Origin of the sequence: Haemophilus sp. CCUG 66565, assembly GCF_001679495.1 — a bacterium.
In the GTDB taxonomy this organism is placed as follows: domain Bacteria; phylum Pseudomonadota; class Gammaproteobacteria; order Enterobacterales; family Pasteurellaceae; genus Haemophilus; species Haemophilus haemolyticus_K.
In genome coordinates, this window is the sequence record NZ_LZOX01000016.1 from 26,402 (window position 1) to 51,258 (window position 24,857).

Below are 24,857 nucleotides of genomic sequence, written 5' to 3' on the forward strand. Positions count from 1 at the left end.
TGGCTTAACATGACACTATAATCATAAGGAAAAATATGGCACAACCTCTCCAAACATCATTAAAACTCACTTCACTTCTTGGACTAGCTGTACTAAGTGCTACCTCTACCGCTCAAGCTGCAGGTAAACTTACCGTCTATTGCAGTGTTCAAAATACAACTTGTGAACAAGTGACAAAAGCATTTGCTCAAAAATATCAAATAGAAACACAGTTCATTCGTAATAGCACAGGGACCATTTTAGGTAAAATCAAGTCTGAAAAAGAAAATCCTCAAGCAGATGTTTGGTATGGGGGCACTATTGAACCGCATTTACAAGCAGCCGAGTTGAACTTGCTTGAAAAATACCGCTCCCCAATACAAAAACAGATTATGCCCAAATTCAAATCCTTAATGGCTCAGCGCGGTGATTTCACATCTGTTATTTACCTAATGGAAATGGGAATTGGCATTAACACTAAAAAACTAGCCTCATTGGGGATTACACCACCAAAATGTTTCGCCGATTTAACCAAACCTGAATTCAAAAATGAAATTCAATACGCAGACCCACGTGTTTCAGGAACCGGTTATTCGTTATTAAGCACGCTCATTTCTCTATGGGGTGAAGAGAAAACGAATGATTACTTAAAAGCCTTGGATCACAATGTTTCCCAATATACAAAAAGTGGGCTCGCAACTAGTTATTTGGCAACGGGTGATGTCGCAATTGATATAGGTTTCATGCTCAATTATGCTAAAGAAAAGAATAAAGGCGCACCCGTTGAAGGTGTTTTACCTTGTGAAGGTGTTGGATACGCATTAGGGGCTGCAAGCATTATTAAAGGGGCGCGTAATTTAGATAATGCAAAATTATTTATTGATTTCGTGTTAAGCAAAGAAGCTCAAGAAATTCCTTGGCGATTTGGCGATTCTTATCAGTTACCGACCAATATTTATGCCCAACCAGCACCAGGCTTTACACCCGCAGACAAACTTAAGCTTATAGATATGAATTTTATAAAATTTGGATCTGATAAAGAAGGTAAACGCTTGATTCAACAATGGGTATCAGACATTAAAGAAAGAGGTTAAATATCCCTAAACAAAACAGGAAATAGAAGAGGCACATTACCCTATTTCCTGTTTTATATTCACTAAAATTTCAACCGCTCTTTACCACAGTACACATTCCCCCGCCCTTCTCTCGCAAACCCAATTAGGGTTAAATTATGCTCATTCGCCATTTTCACCGCCAAATCTGTAGCCGCAGAAATTGTCACTAACATCTCTATACCGCAAGCTATTGTTTTTTGAACCATTTCATAACTCGCGCGACTAGAGGCTAAAATAAATCCCTGAGGTTTATCAGTTTTTGCACACCAACCAAGTAGCTTATCTAGTGCAACATGTCGCCCTACATCCTCACGAATTGCAAGCATATTGCCTTGTAAATCAAAAAAAGCACAAGCGTGTGTCGCTCCTGTTTGTTGAGCAAGTTGTTGATGAATTTGTAATGTAGTTAAGCAACTATCTAACCGATTAATATCAAGCTGAAAGGTTTGCTCTAATTTTGGGAAGTGTTTATAAACTTGATTAAGCTGCTCTGTACCACAAATACCACAGCCAGTTCTCCCAGTCAGGTTTCGACGATGTTCTTTTAATGTCATAAATTTTCGACTAGAAAGTTCAATTTGAACTTCTATACCATTACAAGCTTCTATCACGTCAATACCATAAATATCCGAAGGTTTATCAATAATTCCCTCTGTTAGAGAAAAACCCAATGCAAAATCTTCTAAATTCTTTGGTGAGCACATCATCACGGCATGAGAAATACCGTTATAAACAAGAGAAACGGGGATTTCAACAGCAAGATCATCCTCTTTCTCGGTTAAAAGTGCGGTAATTTTTTCTTCTTTTTTATTTGTTCTAAACAAATAGATTGAGTGTCGTAAAAGCCAGTTCATTTCTTGTTATATCCATTACATACATGTAATAATTTTGTTAAATTTGTTTCATTTTTATGATCTAGATCACTTATTTTTAGCAATCTAATGTAATTTGATTATAGATTTATGGTTAAAAAATCGTTATCCTTAGGCCCACTTAAATTGGTGTTTTTTGCTATCGCCTTTTTATGTGACCTTTCGATAAGGCTATTTTATCGAAATCAATCAAATTATCTAAGCGAATTTTTTACTATCTAAAAATCTAAAACACATTAACGCTCACTGTTAATGTAAAGGAGTGATTATGCAGATCTCAAGAAGAAAATTCTTTAAGGTCTGTGCAGGTGGTATGGCGGGAACTTCAGCCGCAATGTTGGGCTTTGCGCCTACAAGTGCATTGGCTGCACCGCGTGAATATAAATTATTACGCGCATTCGAATCTCGTAACACCTGTACATATTGTGCCGTAAGCTGCGGTATGTTGTTATATAGCACTGGAAAACCTGCTGATACATTAAGTGGCCACACCAGCACAAATACTCGTTCTAAATTATTTCACCTTGAAGGTGATCCAGATCATCCAGTAAGTCGTGGTGCACTTTGCCCTAAAGGTGCTGGTGCATTAGACTATGTAAATAGTGAAAGCCGTTCTTTATATCCTCAATATCGTGCACCTGGTTCTGATAAATGGGAACGAATTTCTTGGCAAGATGCTATTAAGCGTATTGCCCGTTTAATGAAGGATGACCGTGATGCTAACTTTGTTGAAAAAGATGCAAGTGGCAAAACCGTGAACCGTTGGACAACTACAGGTATTATGACTGCATCAGCCATAAGCAACGAAGCCGCACTACTAACTCATAAATGGGTGCGGATGTTGGGTATGGTACCGATGTGTAACCAAGCGAATACTTGACACGGACCAACGGTAGCAAGTCTTGCTCCATCATTTGGTCGCGGTGCGATGACAAATAACTGGGTTGATATTAAAAATGCCAACCTTATCATTGTTCAAGGCGGTAACCCTGCTGAAGCTCACCCTGTTGGCTTCCGTTGGGCAATTGAAGCGAAGAAAAACGGTGCGAAACTTATTGTCATCGATCCACGCTTTAACCGTACAGCCTCTGTTGCAGATTTACATGCGCCAATTCGTTCTGGTTCAGATATCGCATTTTTAATGGGTGTCATCCGTTACTTATTGGAAACAAACCAAATTCAACATGAATACGTTAAACACTATACTAATGCTTCATTCTTAGTTGACGAAGGTTTCAAATTTGAAGATGGTTTATTTGTAGGTTATAACGAAGAAAAACGTAACTACGATAAATCTAAATGGAACTATCAGTTTGATGAGAACGGACAGGCTAAACGTGATATGACATTACAACACCCTCGTTGTGTCATTAATATCTTAAAAGATCATGTTTCACGTTATACCCCTGAAATGGTTGAACGTATCACGGGTGTAAAACAAAAACTCTTCCTACAAATCTGTGAAGAAATTGGTAAAACCTCTGCCCCAAATAAAACGATGACGCATCTATATGCGTTAGGTTTTACTGAGCATTCAATCGGTACACAAAACATTCGCTCAATGGCGATGATCCAATTACTTTTAGGTAATATGGGTATGCCTGGTGGTGGTATTAATGCATTACGTGGTCACTCCAATGTGCAAGGTACAACAGATATGGGCCTATTGCCAATGTCTTTACCAGGTTACATGCGTTTACCAAACGATAAAGATACCTCTTATGAGCAATACATTAACGCGATTACACCAAAAGATATTGTTCCAAACCAAGTGAACTATTATCGTCATACTTCAAAATTCTTTGTTAGTATGATGAAAACCTTCTATGGTGATAAAGCAACTAAAGAAAATGGTTGGGGTTTTGATTTCTTACCAAAAGCAGATCGCTTATATGACCCGATTACTCACGTTAAATTGATGAATGACGGCAAATTACACGGTTGGATTTTACAAGGCTTTAACGTATTAAACTCATTACCGAACAAAAACAAAACTGTTGCAGGAATGAGTAAGTTAAAATTCTTAATCGTGATGGATCCGCTTCAAACTGAATCCTCTGAATTCTGGAAAAACTTTGGTGAATCAAACAACGTGAATTCTTCAGAAATTCAAACTGAAGTCTTCCGCCTACCAACAACCTGTTTCGCAGAAGAAGATGGTTCAATTGTAAACTCAGGACGTTGGGCGCAATGGCACTGGAAAGGTTGCGATCAGCCAGGTGAAGCATTACCAGATGTTGAAATTCTTTCTATGATTCGTGAAGAAATGCATCATCTTTATCAAAAAGAAGGTGGTCGCGGTATTGAATCCTTTGAAGCAATGACTTGGGACTATGCTCAACCACACTCACCAAGTGCGGTAGAATTAGCCAAAGAATTAAATGGTTATGCGCTTGAAGATCTTTATGATCCAAACGGTAACTTGATGTACAAAAAAGGCCAATTACTCAATGGATTTGCACATTTACGTGATGATGGTACAACAACATCAGGTAACTGGTTGTACGTTGGTCAATGGACTGAAAAAGGTAACCAAACCGCAAATCGTGATAATTCAGACCCATCAGGTCTAGGTTGCACCATTGGTTGGGGCTTTGCATGGCCTGCAAACCGTCGTGTACTTTATAGCCGTGCATCATTAGATATCAATGGTAATCCTTGGGATAAAAACCGCCAATTAATCAAATGGAATGGTAAAAACTGGAACTGGCATGATGTAGCAGACTATGGTACACAACCACCAGGTTCTGATACAGGACCATTTATTATGTCTGCGGAAGGTGTAGGTCGTTTATTTGCAGTTGATAAAATTGCAAATGGTCCAATGCCTGAACACTACGAGCCAGTTGAAAGCCCAATAGATACTAACCCATTGCACGCTGCAGTGGTAAGTGATCCTACAGTACGTATTTATCCTGAAGATAAAGAATTTATCGGTTCAAATAAAGAGTTCCCATTCGTGGCAACAACTTACCGATTAACGGAACACTTCCATAGTTGGACAGCACAATCTGCATTAAATATCATCGCACAACCACAACAATTTGTGGAAATCGGTGAAAAATTAGCGGCAGAAAAAGGCATCCAAAAAGGCGATATGGTAAAAATTACTTCTCGTCGTGGCTATATTAAAGCTGTTGCCGTGGTTACAAAACGTCTTAAAGATCTAGAAATTGATGGACGTACCGTACACCATGTAGGTCTTCCAATTCACTGGAATATGAAAGCCTTAAATGGTAAAGGTAATCGTGGATTTGCTACTAATACCTTAACACCATCTTGGGGCGAGGCAAACACGCAAACACCAGAATATAAAACATTCTTGGTGAATATTGAAAAAGTTGGGGAGGCATAATATGGCAGGAACTGCTCAAGGCGTTCAAACGCAAGACGTTATTAAAATCTCCGCAACTTCAGGCTTAACACCTGCACCACACGCGCGAGATCATAAAGTTGAAGTCGCAAAATTAATCGATGTTACTACCTGTATTGGCTGTAAAGCTTGTCAGGTAGGCTGTTCAGAGTGGAATGATATCCGCTCTGATGTCAATGCTCAATGTGTAGGGATCTATGATAACCCTGTTGATCTCAATGCAAAAGCATGGACAGTAATGCGTTTTAACGAAGTAGAAGAAAACGATCGTTTAGAATGGTTAATTCGTAAAGATGGTTGTATGCACTGTGCTGAACCAGGCTGTTTGAAAGCTTGTCCATCACCAGGCGCAATCATCCAATACGCCAATGGTATTGTAGATTTCCAATCTGATAAATGTATTGGTTGTGGCTATTGTATCGCAGGATGTCCATTCAATATTCCTCGAATGAATCCTGAAGATAATCGAGTATACAAATGTACCCTTTGCGTGGATCGCGTATCTGTAGGTCAAGAGCCTGCTTGCGTGAAAACCTGTCCAACTGGTGCAATTCGTTTCGGTTCTAAGGAAGAAATGAAAGTATACGCAGAACAACGCATTGCTGAATTAAAAGCACGTGGTTATGAAAATGCGGGACTTTACGATCCTGAAGGTGTTGGTGGTACGCATGTAATGTATGTATTACATCATGCGGATAAACCTGAACTTTATTCAGGTCTTCCTAAAAACCCAAGCATTGATCCAAGCGTTACTTTATGGAAAGATGTGTTAAAACCAGTTGCGGCAGTGGCAATGGGTGGTTTAGCCCTTGCAGAAATCGCACACTACTTAACTGTTGGTCCAAATGTAGAAGAAGATGTGGAAGATCATCACCACGAATTTGAAGAAGAAAAATCAACTAAGGGGGAAAACCATGAGTAAAATTGAAATTAGCAACGATACTCGCGTTATCCGCCATAGAACGCCTGCGCGTATCAGCCACTGGATGTTGGTAATTTGCTTTTTTATGACAATGTTCACTGGGGTTGCCTTTTTCTTCCCAGATTTTGCGTGGTTAACAGAAATTTTGGGAACACCACAAATTGCACGTGCAGTTCACCCGTTCACGGGGATATTAATGTTCTTTGCTTTTATTTACTTAGCTTTATTATACTGGGATCACAATATTCCAGAAAAAAATGATATTCGCTGGGCAAAAGGCATATTAGAAGTATTAAAAGGTAACGAGCATGCTGTAGCTGATAATGGTAAATATAACTTTGGCCAAAAAATGTTATTTTGGACATTAAATTTAGCTATGGTGACATTATTAGTAACAGGCATCATTATGTGGCGCCAATACTTCTCACATTACTTCTCAATTCCAGTATTGCGTATTGCAATTTTGCTTCACTCATTAAGTGCTTTCATGCTATTCACTGGCATCCTAGTACATATGTATATGGCATTTTGGATCAAGGGCTCTATTCGTGGTATTGTTGAAGGATGGGTAACTGTTCGCTGGGCGAAAAAACACCATCCAAAATGGTATCGTGAAGAGGTGTTAGAAGCACTAGAGAATGACCTTATTAACGAAAAAAATGACAAAGGTGGGAAAACCAAAGTATTATTTAAAGGCTTTGGAAAATAACCCCCTAGTATGAAAAAGTGCGGTTAAATAACCGCACTTTTTATTAGTGACAATCAAGAGTATCTTATGAGTATTAAAATTCTTTCAGAGGATGAAATTAAACAAAAAAAGAACGCTTATGATGTTCCACCTGTTTTATTTGCGAATCCTAAAAACCTTTACCAGCGTCGTGCAAAACGTCTGCGTGATTTAGCGAAAGATCATCCACTAAGCGATTACTTAAATTTTGCTGCAGATATTGTAGAAAGCCAACTTTCTACATTAGAAAAAAATCCTTTACCTGCTCATCCATTTAAACAGTTAAATGAAATTGAGCCCTTAAATGCAAAAACTTTTCAACGAAATAATATTTGGAGAGAATATCTCACAGAAATTATTCACGAAATAAAACCTAAAGCTAATGAACAAGTATTAGCAACCATTGAACAGCTTGAAAAAGCATCATCTTCAGAATTAGAAGATATGGCAACTAAACTTCTTACTCAAAAATTTAACTTAGTAAGTAGCGATAAGTCTGTTTTCATTTGGGCAGCCCTGTCCCTCTATTGGTTACAACTCACTCAACAAATTCCACATAATAGCCAACTGGAAAATACTGAAAATCTCCATCACTGCCCAGTTTGTGGCTCATTACCTGTCGCGAGTATTGTACAAATTGGTACATCACAAGGTTTACGCTACTTACATTGTAATTTATGTGAAAGTGAATGGAATTTAGTACGCGCACAATGCACCAACTGTAATAGTCATGACAAACTTGAAATGTGGTCATTAGATGAAGAACTTGCACTTGTTCGTGCTGAAACTTGTGGTAGCTGTGAAAGTTACTTGAAAATCATGTTCCAAGAAAAAGATCCTCATGTAGAGCCAGTAGCCGACGATTTGGCTTCTATTTTCTTAGATATTGAAATGGAAGAAAAAGGTCTCGCACGCAGTGGATTAAATCCCTTTGTTTTTCCTGCAGAAGAAGCATAAAAAAATATAGCCTAGGATAAACATTCTAGGCTATATCATTTGTATCTATAAATAACAGGCCATTACTACGGCATTTTCTCGTCCACCACTGGGGTTTGGATAATAATTTTTTCGAATATCGGCTTCATTAAAACCAATTTTTTCATACAAGAAACGAGCTGGATTAGACTCTCTGACTTCTAGCCATAAGGTCTGTACACCTTTTTCTTTCAACTGAGCGATTAACTCATTCAACAATAATTTCCCCAATCCATTACCTTGATGAGACGGTACAATAGCAATATTAAACAACGTCGCTTCATCCAATACTGTTTGGCAAATAGCAAAACCGATAATCTGATTATTCTCAATTAATTTTAAATTGAGATAACGATCCCCTTGATTATTTTTTAATGTACCAAATGACCAAGGAACCAGATGTGCTTGCTGCTCGATTTCATACAATCGGTCGAAATCACTGGCTTCAATTTGGGAAATAATAGACATAATTAAGGCTGCTGAATTTGTTGCCATAACTCTCGTTTGGCTTGGTGATTAAATTGAAATTGTTGCCAACTTGGCGAACGATAAACGCGCTCAGCCTGCATACAAAATGATAAAGTGCGGTCAATTTGGTCGCTATTTTCTGATAATAACCAATAACGAATAGGCTGCTTACATTCGATATGCTGGATTTGATCGTAATTCAAACATAAGCAATCTTCTTTTTTAAGATCAAGGCTGAGTAGCACATCAGCCAACAAAGGCGAGCCACTTATATTTTTATCAGAAACAGTGATAAAGCGGATATTCTCAGCAACACTAATTCCTACCGAACCTTGTAGCACCTCTGGACGATATAACGTCCACTGGGAAATGCCCATTTCTTGTAAAAGAAGATCGCGTCTATTCATATTAACGAGCAATACTATCAAATGGATAATCGACTAATGCCTTAATAATCGCACGTTCTTCAGCCTGTGTAGGTTCTACTTGATATGAGGTATAACTACGATAAGCAATAATATTTTTATCTTTATGCACTAAAGCAACATAACGTTTAAATTTATCACTGGCACAAGCATAATAATCATGAATATCTGATTTCACAGCCTGTAACTGACAGGTTTCTTTATTTTTTGCAAAATAACGTTCCGTAATAGCTTTCTCATGAGAAACATCAGTTAAATAGAATGTATCACTTAACACGGCTTTACGTGACTCACTATTTTTACTTAATGCTAGACTCACAAAACGAGGATCGTCACCTTTTACCGCTTGTGTTTGTTTCACATATTTCTCGCCATTGAATTCAATTTCGATACCTTTAGCTGAAATACGCTGAAACTGCGCATCTAACTTTTGTAATACTTCAGTTTGAGCAGGAGTTAATATCGGCTTTGATACTTTAGATGCCTTTTGAGGCGTACCTTGAACAAGATCGAGAACTTGACATCCAGATAGTAACGTCGCCATTAAGGCTGCAGAGAGAATTTTTTTCATAAAGGATTTTCCTAAAATAGTTTTAATCAATTTTTATTAATAATTTTGCTAAAATAGCGCGTAATTTTAACTAATAACCCACAGGATTCAAAGCGTGATTTCTCTAGAGAGCCAAGTTTTAGAACGACATCTTTCATTTTTTGATGGTAAATCAGTATTATTTGCTGGAGGTATTTCTGATAATTTTCCTCAAACATTAACCTCTAAATGCCAATCAATCCAAATTTGGAGTTGCTATTTTGACTATGCAAGAACGCAAAGTGCGGTCAATTTTTCCGTTGAATTTCAAGGTCAAGCTGATTTAATCGTTTATTATTGGACTAAAAACAAACAGGAAGTCAATTTCCAACTGCTTCAACTATTAGCTCAAGCACCTATTGGCCAAGAAATATTAATTATTGGAGAAAACCGTTGTGGCGTGCGTTCAGTAGAAAAAACATTAGAACCTTATGGTGAAATAGCGAAAATTGACTCTGCTCGCCGTTGCGGTTTATATCATTTTTCACTACAAAACAAACCGCGCTTTGAACTTAAAAATTTCTGGAAAGCCTATCAACATTCAACACTTGAAGACTTAACTATATATAGTTTACCTGGGGTATTTAGTGCAGCAGAATTAGATACGGGCACGGAACTATTACTTTCAACCATTGATAATAAAATAAAAGGAAAAGTGCTCGATCTTGGCTGTGGGGCGGGAGTAATTGGATCTATGATCAAAAAACGCGCGCCTAACGCACAAATTACCATGACTGATATTCATGCGATGGCATTAGAATCAGCGCGTAAAACTCTTTCTGAAAATCAATTACAAGGAGAGGTTTACGCCAGTGATGTCTTTTCTGATATAGAAGGAAAATTTGATTTGATTATTTCGAATCCTCCATTCCATGATGGTATTGATACCGCCTATCGAGCAGTGACAGAACTCATCACGCAATCAAAATGGCATCTCAATCAAGGTGGAGAATTACGCATTGTCGCCAATGCATTCTTGCCTTATCCCGAATTACTTAGACAACATTTCGGTGATTACGAAGTTGTTGCTCAAACAGGAAAATTTAAAGTGTATTCAGTTAGAAATTAACTACAATAAAGGCGGATTTTTCCGCCTTTATCATTAATGAGTAAATTCTCTTACTAATGAAAGCACTGTCTGAATATCAGAGGCAGACAACTGGCCTTCCTTTACAAATTTTACTTTACCATTTTTATCTAATACGATAATCGCACTTTCTTTGGCATTTAAAGCCCATGCATTTTTTACCGCACTTTTATCATCTAACACGACTTGGCTATGTGGATTCTCTACCTTGCCTTTTTCCGCACTACTTTTCACAAACATTCCTGTACCAACAATAGCATCATCAGCATTAATAATTGTTGTTGTTTGATATTTTGCAGGATTAAAATGTGACGCCTTAATTGCATCAATCATTGCTTGATTTTTCTCTTTTGCTGAAGTTCTTCCCGCTAAATGATGCACGATTCTCACTTTTCCAGGTAGCGTAGAAGATGTCCAAGATTGGAATGCAATATCCTTTCCATTTAACACAATTTCCCCATAATCAGATACTTTCACAGCAGGTAATAATTGATCTATTTGTAAATTATGTGCAAACGTAGAACTGCTCAACATCGCTAACCCCAATCCCAGCACTAAAAATTTTTTTTTCACGTAATTTCTCCAAAACTTTATCGAAAAAAAGCCCACCTTAGTTTATTTTGGCGAACTTGACATTTTTTGCTATACTCGCGCGCCTATTATATGCTAACCAAGAAGGAAAACCCAATGGATCAAATGCCTGCTTGTCCAAAATGCCAAAGTGAATATGTTTATCACGACACGGTTAATTTTGTATGCCCTGATTGTGGTAATGAATGGAATAGTAATGAACAAATTGAAACTGATGATGATCAACTCATCGTCAAAGATAGTAATGGTAATTTACTTGCCGATGGTGATGATGTGCTACTCATTAAAGATCTAAAATTAAAAGGCTCATCAGAAGTATTGAAAAAAGGAACAAAATTCAAAAATATTCGCCTAGTTAATGGTGATCACAACGTAGATTGCGGCAAAATTATGCTTAAATCTGAGTTTTTGAAAAAAGCTTAATAAAAAATAAACCGATTCTTATTCAGAATCGGTTTATCATTTAGGCAATTCCACCTGATTTCATCAATTCAGCATGTGCTTTTTTCTGCTCTTTCATCTTAGCACTTGTTTCTCGACGCTGCTTTGAAAGCTCTGCATTACGAATAGTGTAATCATCCACTCGTCCTTCATAATCATCTCGCATACTTTCAATAATTCCGCGCACTTCTTCAATGCTCATATCGTCACGAATATATTGATTCAAATTATCTAACAATAATACTCGTTTTTGGTTATCACGAATTTTACGGTTGTTGTCTTCCATATCACGTTTAATCTTATTCTTTAAACGATACATTCGGACATACTCCAACACATCCTGGAAAGATTGCTTATTTACATTTTCCATAATTACTCTCTTTTAAATAGACAAAGTGAACTTCACTAATTTAGCTTTTTTTCATCTATTCGTCAAAACCTTACCAATAACTTTTAACAACATTCCCCCAAATTGATGGATTTATTTAAAAAGCGTTGATTATCCGCTTTTGTAGTGATAAAAAGAGACCAATATCATTCATAAAAATAAGGAAACACAATGTCACAAGTCTTTAATTTTAGTGCAGGTCCTGCAATGATTTTCCCAGAAGTTCTTCATAAAGCACAAAGTGAGCTCACAAATTGGCTTGATCAAGGGGTATCTGTCATGGAAGTCAGTCATCGTGGCAAATACTTTATGGAGCTTATCACTCAAGCTGAAAAAGATTTGCGTAATATTTATCATATTCCTGATAACTACCGTGTCCTTTTCTTACAAGGTGGTGCGCGTGGTCAATTTGCTGCAATCCCAATGAATTTAATTGGGAAAAAAGGGAAAGCACTTTATTTAAATAGTGGGCATTGGTCTGCCACAGCAGCAAAAGAAGCGCGTAATTTCGGAGAAATTGATGAAATTACAATTGTAGAAAACGGAGACAAAACGCGTATTGCTCAACTCGATTTTAGTGATATTGCGGAACAATATGACTATGTTCACTATTGTCCGAATGAAACTATTAGCGGAGTTGAAATTTTTGATATTCCTAAAGTGGGAGATGCCGTATTAGTTGCAGATATGTCATCAAATATCCTCTCTCGCCAAATTGATATCAGCAAATTTGGAGTGATTTATGCCGGTGCACAAAAAAATCTTGGCCCAGCAGGGATTACATTAGTCATTATTCGTGACGATTTAATTGGTCATGCCCGCAAAGACACGCCCTCTATTTGGAACTATGCGGTACAGCGTGATGCCGATTCAATGATAAATACGCCACCAACCTTTGCATGGTATCTATGTTCTCTAGTATTTAAACATATTCAATCAATAGGTGGCTTAGACATTATTGCTAAACGCAATACATTAAAAGCGCAAACGCTTTATAATTACATTGATTCAAGCAAACTATATAGAAATGTTATTGCAAAAGAAAATCGCTCAACTATGAATGTGACTTTTATCACTGGTAATGCTGAACTCGATGCAAAATTTGTAGCTGAATCAACGGCAGCAGGCTTACAAGCATTAAAAGGACACAAAGTCCTTGGAGGAATGCGTGCATCTATTTACAACGCCATGCCATTAGAAGGGGTAGAAGCGCTGATTAAATTTATGAAAAAATTTGAAGCAGAAAATAGCTAATCAGAACAGGCTTAACGCCTTTTTCTATAATATCCACAATATGAATAAAAAAACGTATAAAAACAATGCAGTACATTAACATCGCCAATCAAGGGGTTAAATTCCTTTCACCTTACCAAGCAGGAAAGCCAATAGAAGAACTCGAACGTGAGCTCGGCATTTCAAATATTATTAAACTCGCCTCAAATGAAAATCCATTTGACTTTCCCGAAAGTGCTAAACGCGCTATAAATGCACAACTAAATCAACTCACACGTTATCCCGATGCCAATGGTTTTGAACTCAAACAAACTATTGCTCAAAAATTTGGTGTTCAACCTAACCAAATTACACTTGGAAACGGATCAAATGATTTATTGGAACTCTTTGCCCATACTTTTGCTAGTGAACATGATGAAGTCATTTATTCACAATATGCCTTTATTGTGTATCCACTAGTCACTAAAGCAATTAATGCAGTAGCAAAAGAAATTCCTGCTAAAAATTGGGGACATGATTTAAACGGATTTTTAGCCGCTCTTTCTGATAAAACGAAGCTTATTTATATTGCGAATCCAAACAATCCAACAGGTAACTTTTTAACTGAGCAAGAAATCGATGCTTTTTTAGCGCAGATTCCTGAAACTGTCATTGTTGTGTTAGATGAGGCTTACACAGAATTTACCCAAAAAGAAGAGCGCATAGATTCTTTTAGTCTTTTAAAAAAATACCCTAATCTTATTGTTTCTCGCTCACTTTCTAAAGCTTACGGATTGGCAGGATTACGTATCGGTTACGCAGTATCTAATCCCGAAATTGCCGATTTATTAAATCGTGTTCGTCAACCTTTTAACTGTAATGCATTAGCATTAACGGCAGCAGTTGCCGTGATGAATGATGATCATTTTGTTGAAAAAGTGGCGGAAAATAACCGCTCAGAAATGATTCGCTATGAAACATTCTGCCAAAAGCACAACTTAGAATATATTCCTTCAAAAGGAAATTTTATTACGATTAATTTTAAACAACCTGCCGCACCAATTTATGATGCCTTATTGCATGAAGGTGTGATTGTTCGTCCAATAGCAGGCTATGGAATGCCAAATCATCTTCGTATAAGTATTGGTTTACCAGAAGAAAATGATCGATTTTTCACCGCACTTTCTAAGGTGCTACATCTCCCTCTCATAAAATAGGAGCTTTTATGACAAAAGTAACAATGATGGGTAATCCCATTGAAGTAAAAGGCCATTTCCCACAAAAAGGCGAAAAAGTAGAAAATGTACACTTTACAAATAAAGATCTAGCTGATGTAAGCTTAGGGGATTTTTCTGGTAAACGTAAAGTCCTTAATATTTTCCCAAGTATTGATACTGGTGTATGTGCAACGTCTGTACGAGTATTTAATCAAAGAGCAGCCACATTAGAAAATACTGTCGTACTCTGTATTTCAGCGGATCTCCCTTTTGCACAAGCACGCTTTTGCGGTGCCGAAGGAATTGAAAATGTACAAACATTATCAACCTTCCGCCATAAATCCGTACATGATACGTTAGGCGTTAATATCACTACAGGTCCAATTGCAGGATTAACTGCGCGTGCAGTCATTATTCTTGATGAAAATAATAATGTCATACACAGCGAATTAGTCTCTGAAATTAAAAATGAGCCGAATTATGATGCGGCTTTGGCTGTGCTATAACTTACATTAGCTAATTAAAATATCCCCTATTTGCAAAAACTAGGGGATATGATAAAAGTGCGGTCAATTTTCTTAATATTTTACACATCCACTAAAATCAAAATTGCCGCCTCACCGCCCCATTCTCTTGGCGCTTGATGTAATGCCCGCACTTTGGGATGTTGTACTAGCCAACTTGGAATTTGTTTTTTCAATGTAAAGGTGCCATAGCCCGTCATGATACTGGCACAATCAACATGCTCATTTTCACAAGCTAGTAAAAGTGCGGCTAATTCTTGCTTAGCTTGTTCACGGGTTAAACCGTGTAAATCTAAAAACAATTCTGGTGAAAAATCTCCACGACGAAGTTGTTTTAATAAATGGGAATCTTCCCCATCACGTAAATATTTCACAACACCATCATGCTCATTCAGTAACGGTTCATATTCATCAGAAAAATAGAACAATGTATCTTCTTTCGCTCGTAATTCTTTCAATTCTATTTTTTTCTGATCACGTTTTTGGCGGGGGGCAACAAAAGTATCTTGTTTAATTGGCTTAATACCTTTGGTTTCCGCTCGGAATAAATCAAATTCGTCTTGCATTTTTTCTCATTAATTTCAAATTTTGCGTATCATATCATAGTTCTACATTCTCATCTGTGGTATAACTACGCCAAATTTTCATACCGAATTTTATGCTAACTTTTCTACTCACTTTTATGGAGAAATGCGATGGAAACCTCACATAACCAAGAATTAGTTGCAACTATCTTGGAAGATAATGTTGCAAACGAACTGCAAACCATCCAAGATTTTCTGCGTTGGACGTATAGCATTCTCAATCGATCTGATATTTACTTCGGGCAAGGGCACGATAATCCTTGGGATGAAAGCCTGCAACTCGTTTTAAGTGGCTTACATTTACCCATTGATTTACCTACCGAATTATTTAACAGTCGATTAACCCCATCTGAAAAAGAAACCCTAGTTCAACTTGTATTAACCCGAATCGAACAACGTGTACCAGTGGCATATTTAACAAATAGCGCTTGGTTCTGCGGTCACGAATTTTATGTAGATGAACGAACCATTATTCCACGTTCTCCAATTAGTGCGTTAATTCAAGATCGCTTTGAAGATTTAATTTCACAAGAGCCGAATCATATTCTCGATCTATGCACAGGTAGCGGTTGTATTGCCATTGCTTGTGCTTATGCTTTCCCGAATGCGGAAGTAGATGCGGTAGATTTATCAGTTGATGCACTTAATGTCGCGGAGATCAATATTTCACGTCATCAATTAGAACATCGCGTATACCCGATTCAATCAAACTTATTTGAAAATATTTTGGGTCAAAAATACGATCTTATCGTGACCAATCCACCTTATGTGGATGAAGAAGATCTTGCCGATATGCCGGAAGAATTCCATTTTGAACCAGAGTTAGCCTTAGGTTCTGGCCATGATGGCTTAAACATTACCAAACAAATTTTAAAACAAGCGCCAGATTACTTAACCGAAAATGGCGTATTGGTGTGTGAAGTGGGCAATAGCATGGTAAGCTTAATTGAGCAATATCCAGATGTACCATTTGAATGGGTAGAACTTAAAAATGGCGGACTAGGCGTATTTGCTATTCAGCGTAAAGATTTAGTGAAATATCACGATCTATTTTAATCTTTCAAGTGTGGTGAAATTTTAATATCAATTTCAACCGCACTTATAAAACTTATGGCGCGCGTTATTCAACGCGTGCTTTTCTTTTTTATCATTTGACTCTATGAATTTACAAAAACTTTTACTTACTCGGCGTTTCTTTTCCACCCTTGCATTTTTTTCTGTGCAAACGGTATTTCTGATTTATCTACAAAGTAAAGGATTGAGCAACAGCGAAATCGCCTTTTCCTTATCACTACTCTTTTTCTCAAACCAAGCCCTTTCCATTCTTGCTGGTATTTGGGGCGATCGTTATGGTTTAGCCAAAATGATGTTGCTCGGCTGTTTTTTAGATGTAATCGCTTATATTTTCTTTCTCGCAGCAGATAATTATTTATTACTTCTTATTGCGACCACTTGTTTTGGTTTAGGCAGTTGCTTATTTGGAACCAATGCCAAAGCGTGTTTGCTTGTGCTGGCTGGGGATGAATACAAAGAAAAAACGCGCTTGCAAGGGAAATATCTAAAAGTGACCTCCATGTCATCCATGTTTGCGCCGCTTTTAGTCATTCCATTTATTAAATACGAACATATCGACTTGCTCATTTGGGTCTGTTTTTCAATGGAAGCCATATTATTCACCTTAATGGTGAAGCCTTTCTATCAAATTCAAACCTTACAAACGTTGGTGAAATTTCGTTTTACTCAAATTAAAGAAATTATTACAAAAGAATTTCTTATGGTGCATTTAATGCTCTTTTTACCTCTTGCCATTGCGAGCTCTTTCTTTGTCATTTTCCCATTTTTATTTAACAATAAACTTGGCATGCCTGAACATTCGCCGATAGCATTATTTGGCAATGGCTTACTTACCGTACTATTACAAAGCTATTTTTCCCGAAAAATTAATTTAACAATCAAACAAGCCGCATGGGTTGCCCCTATATTGGCTATTGGAATTATCGTACCTTGGTTTATCACCTTACGTTATCTTTCTGTATTTTCAGCCTATACCTATCTTGTCATTTTTACCGTCATTGAAGTGTATGCCCTCACAGCGATGGCAAACTTATTAGTAAAATTTGATAATGGCACTAATCGTGGTTTTATTTTTGGCGCATCAAGATTATTGCTTTCCATCGCGACAGTTGGTGTGATGAACCTTGTTCCAGTTCTATTTTTAGTATAAAAGAGTGCGGTTGAAATTCTTATTAAATTTCAACCGCACTTTACACCATATAAATAAAATTATTTCACTTCTAATTCAATGCCTTCAAATAATCGCTTCACGGCATTGTTATCACGCAAATGTTCCGCCTTTTCAACAACAGGACGCGTTAAGTGTGGCGAAAAATATTCCATAAAATCATACATATAATTACGTAAAAACGTACTATGTTTAAAAGCAATATTTGTCATACTGGCACGGAATAAATGACTCGCATCAATTGCAACAAGATCCTTGTCAAGCTCAGTATGCGCCATTGATGCCATAATACCCACACCTAATCCTAAGCGCACATAAGTCTTAATGACATCCGCATCAGTAGCGGTGAATACAATATTAGGCAATATTCCTGCGCTATTAAAAGCATAATCTAGATCGGATACGCCTGTAAAACCAAAGGTGTAAGTAACAAGAGGATATTTTCCTAGTGCTTCAATCGTTAGTTTTTCTGCATTAACTAAAGGGTGATCTGGTTTTACAATGACGGAACGGTTCCACCAATAACAAGGTAATTGAATTAAATCATCATACAAATGTGGGGCTTCAGTTGTAATCGCCAGATCCACTTCACCGGACATTAACGCATCGTGAATTTGTGTTGGTGAACCTTGATGAATATGTAAACTCACATCTGGATATTGTTTAGAAAAACGTTCAACAACTGCAGGTAGCATATAACGAGCCTGCGTATTCGTTGTCGCAATACGTAGTACCCCATGGTTAGGTTGCGTATATTCATCTGCTACCGCACGAATCCCCTGTGCTTTCACTAATAATTCACGCGCAATCGCAACAATTTTCTTACCAGCAGGTGTTACTGCCTTAATATGTTTGCCATTTCGCTCAAAAATCTCAAGTCCAAGTTCATCCTCTAACAGACGCACTTGCTTACTTATACCGGGCTGAGAGGTATAAAGCGCATTCGCGGCTTCTGTGACACTCAAATGTTGATTTACAATCTCAACAATATAGCGCAGTTGCTGCATTTTCATAAAAAAAGTCCTTATTTTTTATAACGTTTGCTCAGTTCAGAATAACGTTTTACCGCTTTACGAATTTGTCCAGATTTTGGACGACGACGTGGTTGTGTAACATCTAATTTCGTTTCGGTTTCAGCTGGTAATCCTACAAGTTCACGCAAGTAATTGACGTTTTCAAGATCCATTTCTTCCCAGCCACCACGAGGCAAACCTTTCATCAGTTTGATATTTCCGTAACGAATACGAATCAAGCGGCTGACTTGAATCCCTTGAGATTCCCATAAACGGCGAACTTCACGGTTACGTCCTTCCATCAAGGTTACGTCATACCATTGGTTAATACCCACACCGCCTGTAAATTTAATTTCTTTAAAGTTAGCAGGGCCATCTTCAAGCTGAACGCCTTTGCGTAAACGTGCCAACATTGCATCATCTACTTGACCAAATACACGAACCGAATATTCACGTTCCACTTCACGGCTTGGATGCATTAGGCGATTTGCTAATTCACCATCAGTAGTGAAAAGCAACAAACCTGATGTATTAATATCTAAACGCCCCACCGCAATCCAACGAGATCCCGTTAAACGAGGCAAACGATCAAACACGGTCGCGCGCCCTTCTGGGTCACTACGAGTACAAAGTTCACCTTCAGGTTTGTAATACATTAACACGCGGCAAATTTCTTTTTGTGCGTGGCTAAGATTAATGATTTGGCCATCAATACGCACTTTCACGCCAGAATGTACGTCAATACGATCACCTAAAGTCGCAATTTTACCCTCTACGCTCACTCGGCCTGCGGCAATCATCGTTTCAATTTCACGACGAGAGCCTTGCCCAGCACGCGCTAAAACTTTCTGTAATTTTTCGCCCTCTACTTTAGATTGATTCGAGGCTTTTACAACAGGTTTCGCTTTTGGCTTAGATAAAAATTTGTTGTCATAATTAACCGCACTTTTTTTCGTATTTGCTGTTTCTACGCGAGCAGTATGAGACACTGAACGTCTATCATTTTTAGCTGAAAAATCACTTTTCTTTGCTGAATCTTTGGAAAAGTGCGGTTGTTTTTGAGTTTGTTTTTGACTAGGTTTCATTGTTTTCCTTAAATAATGGAAAGGTCGCTTTCACAAGCGTCTATAAATTAAATAAAAGGATCAGTGCTTCCACTTCCTTCGCGCAAAATCACTGGCGATTCTTCCGTTAAATCCACCACTGTTGTAGGCTCTTGCCCTAAATATCCACCATGAATAATTAAATCGACTTGGTGCTCTAAACGATCTCGAATTTCCTCAGGATCAGATTGCGTAGTATGTTCTTCATCTGGCAACATTAACGAACAAGATAAAATCGGCTCACCTAAAGCTGAAAGTAAATCTAAAGCGATTTTATTATCTGGTACGCGTAAACCAATAGTTTTACGTTTTGATGTCATTAAACGACGCGGTAATTCTTTCGTTGCTGTAAGAATAAAAGTATAACGCCCTGGCGTATTATTTTTAATCAAACGATACGCAGTATTGCTCACCGTTGCGTAAGTTGAAAGTTCCGACAAATCACTACACACCAACGTAAAATTATGTCCTTCAGGCAATTTACGAATCGCCACAATGCGATCCATTGCATGTTTATCGCCCATCATACAGCCTAAGGCATATCCCGAGTCCGTCGGATACACAATCACACCGCCTTTTTGTAAAATCTCTACGGCTTGATTAATCAAGCGCGCTTGTGGATTTTCAGGGTGGATATAAAAAAATTGGCTCATCTGTTTCTTCCTTAAAAAGTATGCGCTGATTATAGCAGTTTTGCGCGCACTTTATAATGGCGAGCATATAAAAATAAAGGCGTAGAGAGTCAATCTACGCCTTGTCAAACCAAAGTGCAGTTAATTTTCTGAAATTATTTTAATACCTTTCTCAAGGCTGCACCAATTTCAGCGAGACTTTTTACACAGGTCACACCTGCGGCCTCAAGCGCTGCTATTTTTTCTGCGGCAGTGCCTTTTCCACCACTAATAATGGCACCAGCATGTCCCATCCGTTTACCTTTTGGCGCAGTGATACCCGCAATATAGGCTACCACGGGTTTAGTGATATTATCTTTAATGAAGGTTGCCGCTTCTTCCTCTGCGGAACCGCCGATCTCGCCAATCATCACAATAGCTTCTGTTTCAGGATCTTGTTGAAATCTTTCGAGAATATCAATAAAACTAGAACCTGGAATAGGATCGCCACCGATACCCACACAAGTCGATTGCCCAAAACCTTCATCTGTAGTTTGTTTTACCGCTTCATACGTTAAAGTACCAGAACGAGAAACAATACCCACTTTGCCTTTTTTATGTATGTGTCCGGGCATGATGCCGATTTTACACTCATCAGGCGTAATCACACCTGGGCAATTTGGCCCAATCATTACAACGCCAGTTTCATTTAATTTTTGTTTTACCTTAAGCATATCCAATGTAGGAATGCCCTCAGTAATGCAGACAATTAACTTAATCCCTGCATCAATGGCTTCAATTATGGCATCTTTACAAAATGGTGCTGGTACATAAATGACTGTCGCTGTTGCCCCCGTATTTTCGACAGCTTCATGAACAGTATTAAATACAGGCAAACCAAGATGGGTAGTTCCACCTTTATTTGGTGATACGCCACCGACTAATTGCGTTCCATAGGCTAATGCTTGTTCAGAATGAAAAGTCCCTTGTCCACCAGTAAAACCTTGGCAAATCACTTTGGTATTTTTATCAATTAAAATCGCCATTAGTGTTCCCCTTTTGCTGCATTCACGGCTAATTCTGCGGCTTGTTGTAAACTGTGCGCGGTAAGAATATTAACGTCGCTTTCCGCTAAAATTTGGCGACCGATTTCAGCATTCGTTCCTTCTAATCGCACAACCACAGGCACTCTCACGCCCACTTCATTTACTGCAGCAATCACGCCTTCAGCAATCAAATCACAACGAACAATGCCACCAAAAATATTCACTAAAATCACCTTCACGGAAGGATCGGTTAAAATAATTTTGAACGCTTCAGAAACCCGCTCTTTCGTTGCACCACCACCGACATCAAGAAAATTTGCAGGCTTTCCACCATAGAGTTTCACAATATCCATTGTTCCCATTGCAAGCCCTGCTCCGTTTACCATACAACCAATATCGCCCTCTAAAGCCACATAGTTTAACTGGAATTTTTCAGCTTCTGCTTCACGGGCATCGTTTTGAGTTAAATCTTGCAATGCAAGGAGATCTTTATGACGAAATAAAGCGTTATCATCAACAGATATTTTGGCGTCGAGACAAACCAAATTGCCTTGTTTAGTTAGAACAAGCGGATTGACTTCCACTAAAGATAAATCTTTTTCTAAAAACAAACGAGATAATCCCATAAAGATATCGGTAAACTGTTTGTTTTGAGCACCACTTAACCCTAATTTAAATGCCAATTCACGGCCTTGATAAGGCAATCCTCCAAATAAAGGATCAATAGTGACTTTGTGGAGTAAGTGCGGTGAATTTTGCGCGACTTCTTCAATATTCATTCCACCAGCAGGAGAAGCAATAAACACCACTTTTTGAGAAGCGCGATCAACAACCGCACTTAAGTAAAATTCTTTATCAATATCGCAAGTTTCTTCAAAATAAATCTGGTTTACTGGCTGACCTGATTTATCCGTTTGAAAAGTGACTAAACGTTGTCCTAACCATTTTTCTGCAAAAGATCTTGCTTCCTCTACATCATGTACCAATTTAACGCCACCCGCTTTACCACGTCCACCAGCATGAACTTGACATTTCGCTGCCCACTTATCGCCTGAAAGTTGAGCCAGTACCAAATCTACTTCATCAACAGATTGACAGACCGCCCCATTTTTTACGGGTAATCCATAATGCTCAAATAGTTGTTTTGCTTGGTATTCGTGTAAATTCATTCGCGACGTCCTTTTTGGTTATGAAAACAATTCACTCAAGGTTTTAATGCTATATGTACCGTGATTTCTTCACGATCGTGATATAAATGTTTTGCTTGAATATCAAAATTTAAATTCTGCTCAGCCAACATCACAGCCAAATTTTCTAAGCATAATATCACTTCTTGATAACGTTTTTTCATGGGTAATTTTAAATTGAAGATCGTTTCTCGGCACCAACCATTCAACAACCATTTGCCAATCAATAAAGAAATACGACTTGGTTGTTCCACCATATCACAGACTAACCAATCCACTTTTTTCCTTTTTGGGGGCTGAAATTTAAAACCATCTTCCGCACAATGTTCAATGCGCCCCGTATCATGCAAACTCGCCGCCATTTTTCCGTGATCAACTGCATAAACAAATAAACCGCGTTTGACTAATTGATACGTCCAACCGCCAGGGCAAGCCCCTAAATCAACGCCAATCATATTTTCATTTAAACGTTTATTCTCTTCTTTACGCGGAATAAAAGTCAAAATAGCTTCTTCCAGTTTTAACGTAGATCGACTCGGCGCATCTGCCGGAAATTTTAAACGAGGGATTCCCATAAAATGAGGAGAATGATTATCTACATAAGAATATCCCACATAACAGCAATTCGGTTTCACAAAAAAACAATGTAAAAATTGACCGCTCTTTTGACTCGCCTTTGCCGAAAGCCAACCTTGTTTTTTCAATGCCTGACGTAAAGGCACGGTAAATTTACGACAAAAAGTGGAAAGCTCCTTCGCTTCATTTGTATCTGCAGTTTCTACAAAAAGCTCGCTAGATTGAGCAAAATTAATTTGTTGTGATAATTCTTCAAACGCCGCGACGATGGGACTAATACGATCAGCGGGATCTAAATCTTCCAATAAGTCGGAAATAACCATCATCTGACGAGCAAAAATCAAACGATTAAAAGGAATATCTCGAGCAAGGCGATCAGCCTCATCAGGTTGATAACATTCAAAAATGACATAGCCCGAATTATCTTGTACTCGTGCAAAACCAAATACACCTAAATTACTTGCTTGATCGGTGATCTCTGCGGCGACTTCTTTCTCAAAACCTGGGCGACAATATAATGCGAGTTTATTCATTTTCTTCTTGTTTAATTGAGTTAATAATCCACTGACGAAATGCTTGAATTTTTTGGTCATCAAGGCGATCAAGATGATTGACCACATAAAATGATTTTGGATCAGGTAAATTGGTTGGCAATACCACTTTTAAGGAGCCATTTTCAATTTCTTGCAAGGCTAATAAGCGATTAGCTAATACAATGCCTTGCCCATGAATAGCCGCCTGTAACGCCATAAATGTATGACTAAATAACGGCCCTTGCTGAATATTTAAATCATCTAACTGTAAATGATTTGCCATCGCTTGCCAATTATCACGCGTATGAATGTGAATTAATGTGTGTTTTTTTAAATCTTCAGGCTGAATAATTGGATTTTCTGCTAACAATTCAGGCGACGCTAAAATCAATAAATTTTCTCCGCCAAGACGATCCACTTGGAGATTCTGCCAATTACCCAAACCATAATAAATAGCAAGATCAATTTCTTTATTTAACAAGCCTTCATCTTGATCCACACCAGTTAAACGAACCTCAATTTGCGGATAAAGCTGATTAAATTCACTTAAATGTGGCACGAGCCATTGGATACCAAAAGTTTGTGGCACACTAATATTTAAATGAGGATCCGTTTTTAACGTTAACAATCGCTCTGTTGCTTCATTTAAACGACGTAGAATTTTATTAATATCAACAAAATAAGCTTTTCCAAGCTCTGTTAATTCTAAAGAACGATTCTTTCGCTTAAATAATTCAATTCCTAAGAACTCTTCTAATAATTTAATTTGATGACTAACTGCCGCTTGTGTCACACAAAGCTCATCTGCCGCTTTAGTAAAACTTAAATAACGAGCAGCTGACTCAAAAGCTTTTAGCGAATTCAACGGTGGCAAACGTTTATACATAAGTATTTCCATTCATAAAATTTTTGTCTATAATAGACAAGATTTAATTCGGATTAGTTTTTCTAATACTTCAAATAAAAAAACGTCATTTGTCCTTTTCTACCCTTTTTCCTTACAATACAAACATACTTAATGATTGGTAATTCCTTACTAGTTAATGAGTTTCGGACT

Annotated in this window: 26 protein-coding genes; 12 read left to right on the forward strand and 14 right to left on the reverse strand. The window is 37.8% G+C overall.

Features of this window, described 5'->3' with window-relative positions; all coding sequences use genetic code 11:
* Positions 1 to 35: 35 nt before the first annotated feature.
* On the forward strand, positions 36 to 1,073 hold the full coding sequence (locus tag A9501_RS05610; RefSeq protein ID WP_065265233.1) for an ABC transporter substrate-binding protein: 1,038 nt from the start codon (positions 36 to 38) through the stop codon (positions 1,071 to 1,073).
* Between the two features lie 62 nt (positions 1,074 to 1,135).
* Here the strand turns inward: A9501_RS05610 and fdhD are convergent, their stop codons facing one another.
* Complete coding sequence (gene fdhD, locus A9501_RS05615) at positions 1,136 to 1,948, reverse strand: formate dehydrogenase accessory sulfurtransferase FdhD (RefSeq protein WP_065265234.1); 813 nt, start codon at positions 1,946 to 1,948, stop codon at positions 1,136 to 1,138.
* A gap of 286 nt (positions 1,949 to 2,234) precedes the next feature.
* Between fdhD and fdnG the strand changes: the two genes are divergently transcribed.
* The 4 genes from fdnG (at position 2,235) to fdhE (ending at position 7,945) form a co-directional block, all read left to right on the forward strand.
* Positions 2,235 to 5,321, forward strand: a complete 3,087-nt coding sequence (gene fdnG, locus A9501_RS05625) for a formate dehydrogenase-N subunit alpha (RefSeq protein WP_140449752.1) — start codon at positions 2,235 to 2,237, stop codon at positions 5,319 to 5,321.
* A 1-nt stretch (position 5,322) separates the two neighbouring features.
* Complete coding sequence (gene fdxH / locus A9501_RS05630; protein ID WP_048953725.1) at positions 5,323 to 6,261, forward strand: formate dehydrogenase subunit beta; 939 nt, start codon at positions 5,323 to 5,325, stop codon at positions 6,259 to 6,261.
* Positions 6,254 to 6,970: a formate dehydrogenase subunit gamma gene (locus A9501_RS05635; protein WP_048953726.1), complete on the forward strand. Its 717-nt coding sequence runs from the start codon at positions 6,254 to 6,256 to the stop codon at positions 6,968 to 6,970. The genes fdxH and A9501_RS05635 overlap by 8 nt, the downstream gene beginning before the upstream one ends.
* Positions 6,971 to 7,036: 66 nt before the next feature.
* Positions 7,037 to 7,945: a formate dehydrogenase accessory protein FdhE gene (gene fdhE / locus A9501_RS05640; RefSeq protein WP_065265237.1), complete on the forward strand. Its 909-nt coding sequence runs from the start codon at positions 7,037 to 7,039 to the stop codon at positions 7,943 to 7,945.
* A 45-nt stretch (positions 7,946 to 7,990) separates the two neighbouring features.
* Here the strand turns inward: fdhE and rimI are convergent, their stop codons facing one another.
* The 3 genes from rimI to A9501_RS05655 are packed head-to-tail and all read right to left on the reverse strand — an operon-like array spanning position 7,991 to position 9,427.
* Positions 7,991 to 8,431: a ribosomal protein S18-alanine N-acetyltransferase gene (gene rimI / locus A9501_RS05645; protein WP_083071923.1), complete on the reverse strand. Its 441-nt coding sequence runs from the start codon at positions 8,429 to 8,431 to the stop codon at positions 7,991 to 7,993.
* A gap of 2 nt (positions 8,432 to 8,433) precedes the next feature.
* The gene (holD, locus tag A9501_RS05650; RefSeq protein WP_065265479.1) at positions 8,434 to 8,838 is read right to left on the reverse strand and encodes a DNA polymerase III subunit psi; all 405 of its coding nucleotides are present in this window, start codon (positions 8,836 to 8,838) and stop codon (positions 8,434 to 8,436) included.
* 1 nt (position 8,839) lies between these two features.
* The gene (locus A9501_RS05655; protein ID WP_065265239.1) at positions 8,840 to 9,427 is read right to left on the reverse strand and encodes a lipoprotein; all 588 of its coding nucleotides are present in this window, start codon (positions 9,425 to 9,427) and stop codon (positions 8,840 to 8,842) included.
* A gap of 94 nt (positions 9,428 to 9,521) precedes the next feature.
* On the opposite strand from A9501_RS05655, the gene rsmC reads away from it, so the two are divergent.
* A complete protein-coding gene (gene rsmC / locus A9501_RS05660; protein WP_065265240.1) occupies positions 9,522 to 10,514 on the forward strand; it encodes a 16S rRNA (guanine(1207)-N(2))-methyltransferase RsmC in 993 nt (330 codons plus the stop codon).
* Between the two features lie 33 nt (positions 10,515 to 10,547).
* On the opposite strand, the gene A9501_RS05665 is transcribed toward rsmC, so the two are convergent.
* Positions 10,548 to 11,105 carry a YtfJ family protein gene (locus A9501_RS05665; protein ID WP_083071912.1) on the reverse strand — a complete coding sequence of 186 codons (558 nt, stop codon included), beginning with the start codon at positions 11,103 to 11,105 and terminating at the stop codon, positions 10,548 to 10,550.
* A 114-nt stretch (positions 11,106 to 11,219) separates the two neighbouring features.
* On the opposite strand from A9501_RS05665, the gene A9501_RS05670 reads away from it, so the two are divergent.
* Positions 11,220 to 11,546 carry a zinc ribbon domain-containing protein YjdM gene (locus A9501_RS05670; protein WP_065265241.1) on the forward strand — a complete coding sequence of 109 codons (327 nt, stop codon included), beginning with the start codon at positions 11,220 to 11,222 and terminating at the stop codon, positions 11,544 to 11,546.
* A 40-nt stretch (positions 11,547 to 11,586) separates the two neighbouring features.
* Here the strand turns inward: A9501_RS05670 and A9501_RS05675 are convergent, their stop codons facing one another.
* Positions 11,587 to 11,934, reverse strand: coding sequence for a DUF496 family protein (locus tag A9501_RS05675; protein ID WP_065265242.1), 348 nt, complete (start codon positions 11,932 to 11,934; stop codon positions 11,587 to 11,589).
* Positions 11,935 to 12,123: 189 nt separating this feature from the next.
* On the opposite strand from A9501_RS05675, the gene serC reads away from it, so the two are divergent.
* The 3 genes from serC (at position 12,124) to tpx (ending at position 14,887) form a co-directional block, all read left to right on the forward strand.
* The gene (gene serC / locus A9501_RS05680; RefSeq protein WP_065265243.1) at positions 12,124 to 13,206 is read left to right on the forward strand and encodes a 3-phosphoserine/phosphohydroxythreonine transaminase; all 1,083 of its coding nucleotides are present in this window, start codon (positions 12,124 to 12,126) and stop codon (positions 13,204 to 13,206) included.
* 65 nt (positions 13,207 to 13,271) lie between these two features.
* Positions 13,272 to 14,381, forward strand: a complete 1,110-nt coding sequence (gene hisC / locus A9501_RS05685; protein ID WP_065265244.1) for a histidinol-phosphate transaminase — start codon at positions 13,272 to 13,274, stop codon at positions 14,379 to 14,381.
* 8 nt (positions 14,382 to 14,389) lie between these two features.
* Positions 14,390 to 14,887, forward strand: a complete 498-nt coding sequence (tpx, locus tag A9501_RS05690; protein WP_048953743.1) for a thiol peroxidase — start codon at positions 14,390 to 14,392, stop codon at positions 14,885 to 14,887.
* An 80-nt stretch (positions 14,888 to 14,967) separates the two neighbouring features.
* Here the strand turns inward: tpx and smrB are convergent, their stop codons facing one another.
* The gene (gene smrB / locus A9501_RS05695) at positions 14,968 to 15,471 is read right to left on the reverse strand and encodes an endonuclease SmrB (RefSeq protein WP_065265245.1); all 504 of its coding nucleotides are present in this window, start codon (positions 15,469 to 15,471) and stop codon (positions 14,968 to 14,970) included.
* Between the two features lie 129 nt (positions 15,472 to 15,600).
* On the opposite strand from smrB, the gene prmB reads away from it, so the two are divergent.
* A complete protein-coding gene (gene prmB / locus A9501_RS05700) occupies positions 15,601 to 16,545 on the forward strand; it encodes a 50S ribosomal protein L3 N(5)-glutamine methyltransferase (RefSeq protein WP_065265246.1) in 945 nt (314 codons plus the stop codon).
* Positions 16,546 to 16,648: 103 nt separating this feature from the next.
* A complete protein-coding gene (locus tag A9501_RS05705) occupies positions 16,649 to 17,713 on the forward strand; it encodes an MFS transporter (protein WP_065265247.1) in 1,065 nt (354 codons plus the stop codon).
* A 59-nt stretch (positions 17,714 to 17,772) separates the two neighbouring features.
* Here A9501_RS05705 and cysB read toward each other — a convergent pair whose 3' ends face one another.
* From cysB to A9501_RS05740, 7 genes are all read right to left on the reverse strand, one after another.
* On the reverse strand, positions 17,773 to 18,744 hold the full coding sequence (gene cysB, locus A9501_RS05710; RefSeq protein ID WP_065265248.1) for an HTH-type transcriptional regulator CysB: 972 nt from the start codon (positions 18,742 to 18,744) through the stop codon (positions 17,773 to 17,775).
* A gap of 11 nt (positions 18,745 to 18,755) precedes the next feature.
* The gene (gene rluB / locus A9501_RS05715) at positions 18,756 to 19,829 is read right to left on the reverse strand and encodes a 23S rRNA pseudouridine(2605) synthase RluB (protein ID WP_065265249.1); all 1,074 of its coding nucleotides are present in this window, start codon (positions 19,827 to 19,829) and stop codon (positions 18,756 to 18,758) included.
* Positions 19,830 to 19,876: 47 nt separating this feature from the next.
* The gene (locus A9501_RS05720; protein ID WP_065265250.1) at positions 19,877 to 20,500 is read right to left on the reverse strand and encodes an L-threonylcarbamoyladenylate synthase; all 624 of its coding nucleotides are present in this window, start codon (positions 20,498 to 20,500) and stop codon (positions 19,877 to 19,879) included.
* A 134-nt stretch (positions 20,501 to 20,634) separates the two neighbouring features.
* The gene (gene sucD / locus A9501_RS05725) at positions 20,635 to 21,504 is read right to left on the reverse strand and encodes a succinate--CoA ligase subunit alpha (protein ID WP_065265251.1); all 870 of its coding nucleotides are present in this window, start codon (positions 21,502 to 21,504) and stop codon (positions 20,635 to 20,637) included.
* Positions 21,504 to 22,673, reverse strand: a complete 1,170-nt coding sequence (sucC, locus tag A9501_RS05730; RefSeq protein ID WP_065265252.1) for an ADP-forming succinate--CoA ligase subunit beta — start codon at positions 22,671 to 22,673, stop codon at positions 21,504 to 21,506. Before sucC ends, sucD begins: the two co-directional genes overlap by 1 nt.
* Positions 22,674 to 22,708: 35 nt before the next feature.
* Positions 22,709 to 23,800: a 23S rRNA (cytidine(2498)-2'-O)-methyltransferase RlmM gene (gene rlmM, locus A9501_RS05735; protein WP_065265253.1), complete on the reverse strand. Its 1,092-nt coding sequence runs from the start codon at positions 23,798 to 23,800 to the stop codon at positions 22,709 to 22,711.
* A complete protein-coding gene (locus A9501_RS05740; protein ID WP_065265254.1) occupies positions 23,793 to 24,686 on the reverse strand; it encodes a transcriptional regulator GcvA in 894 nt (297 codons plus the stop codon). The genes rlmM and A9501_RS05740 overlap by 8 nt, the downstream gene beginning before the upstream one ends.
* Positions 24,687 to 24,857 lie beyond the last annotated feature (171 nt).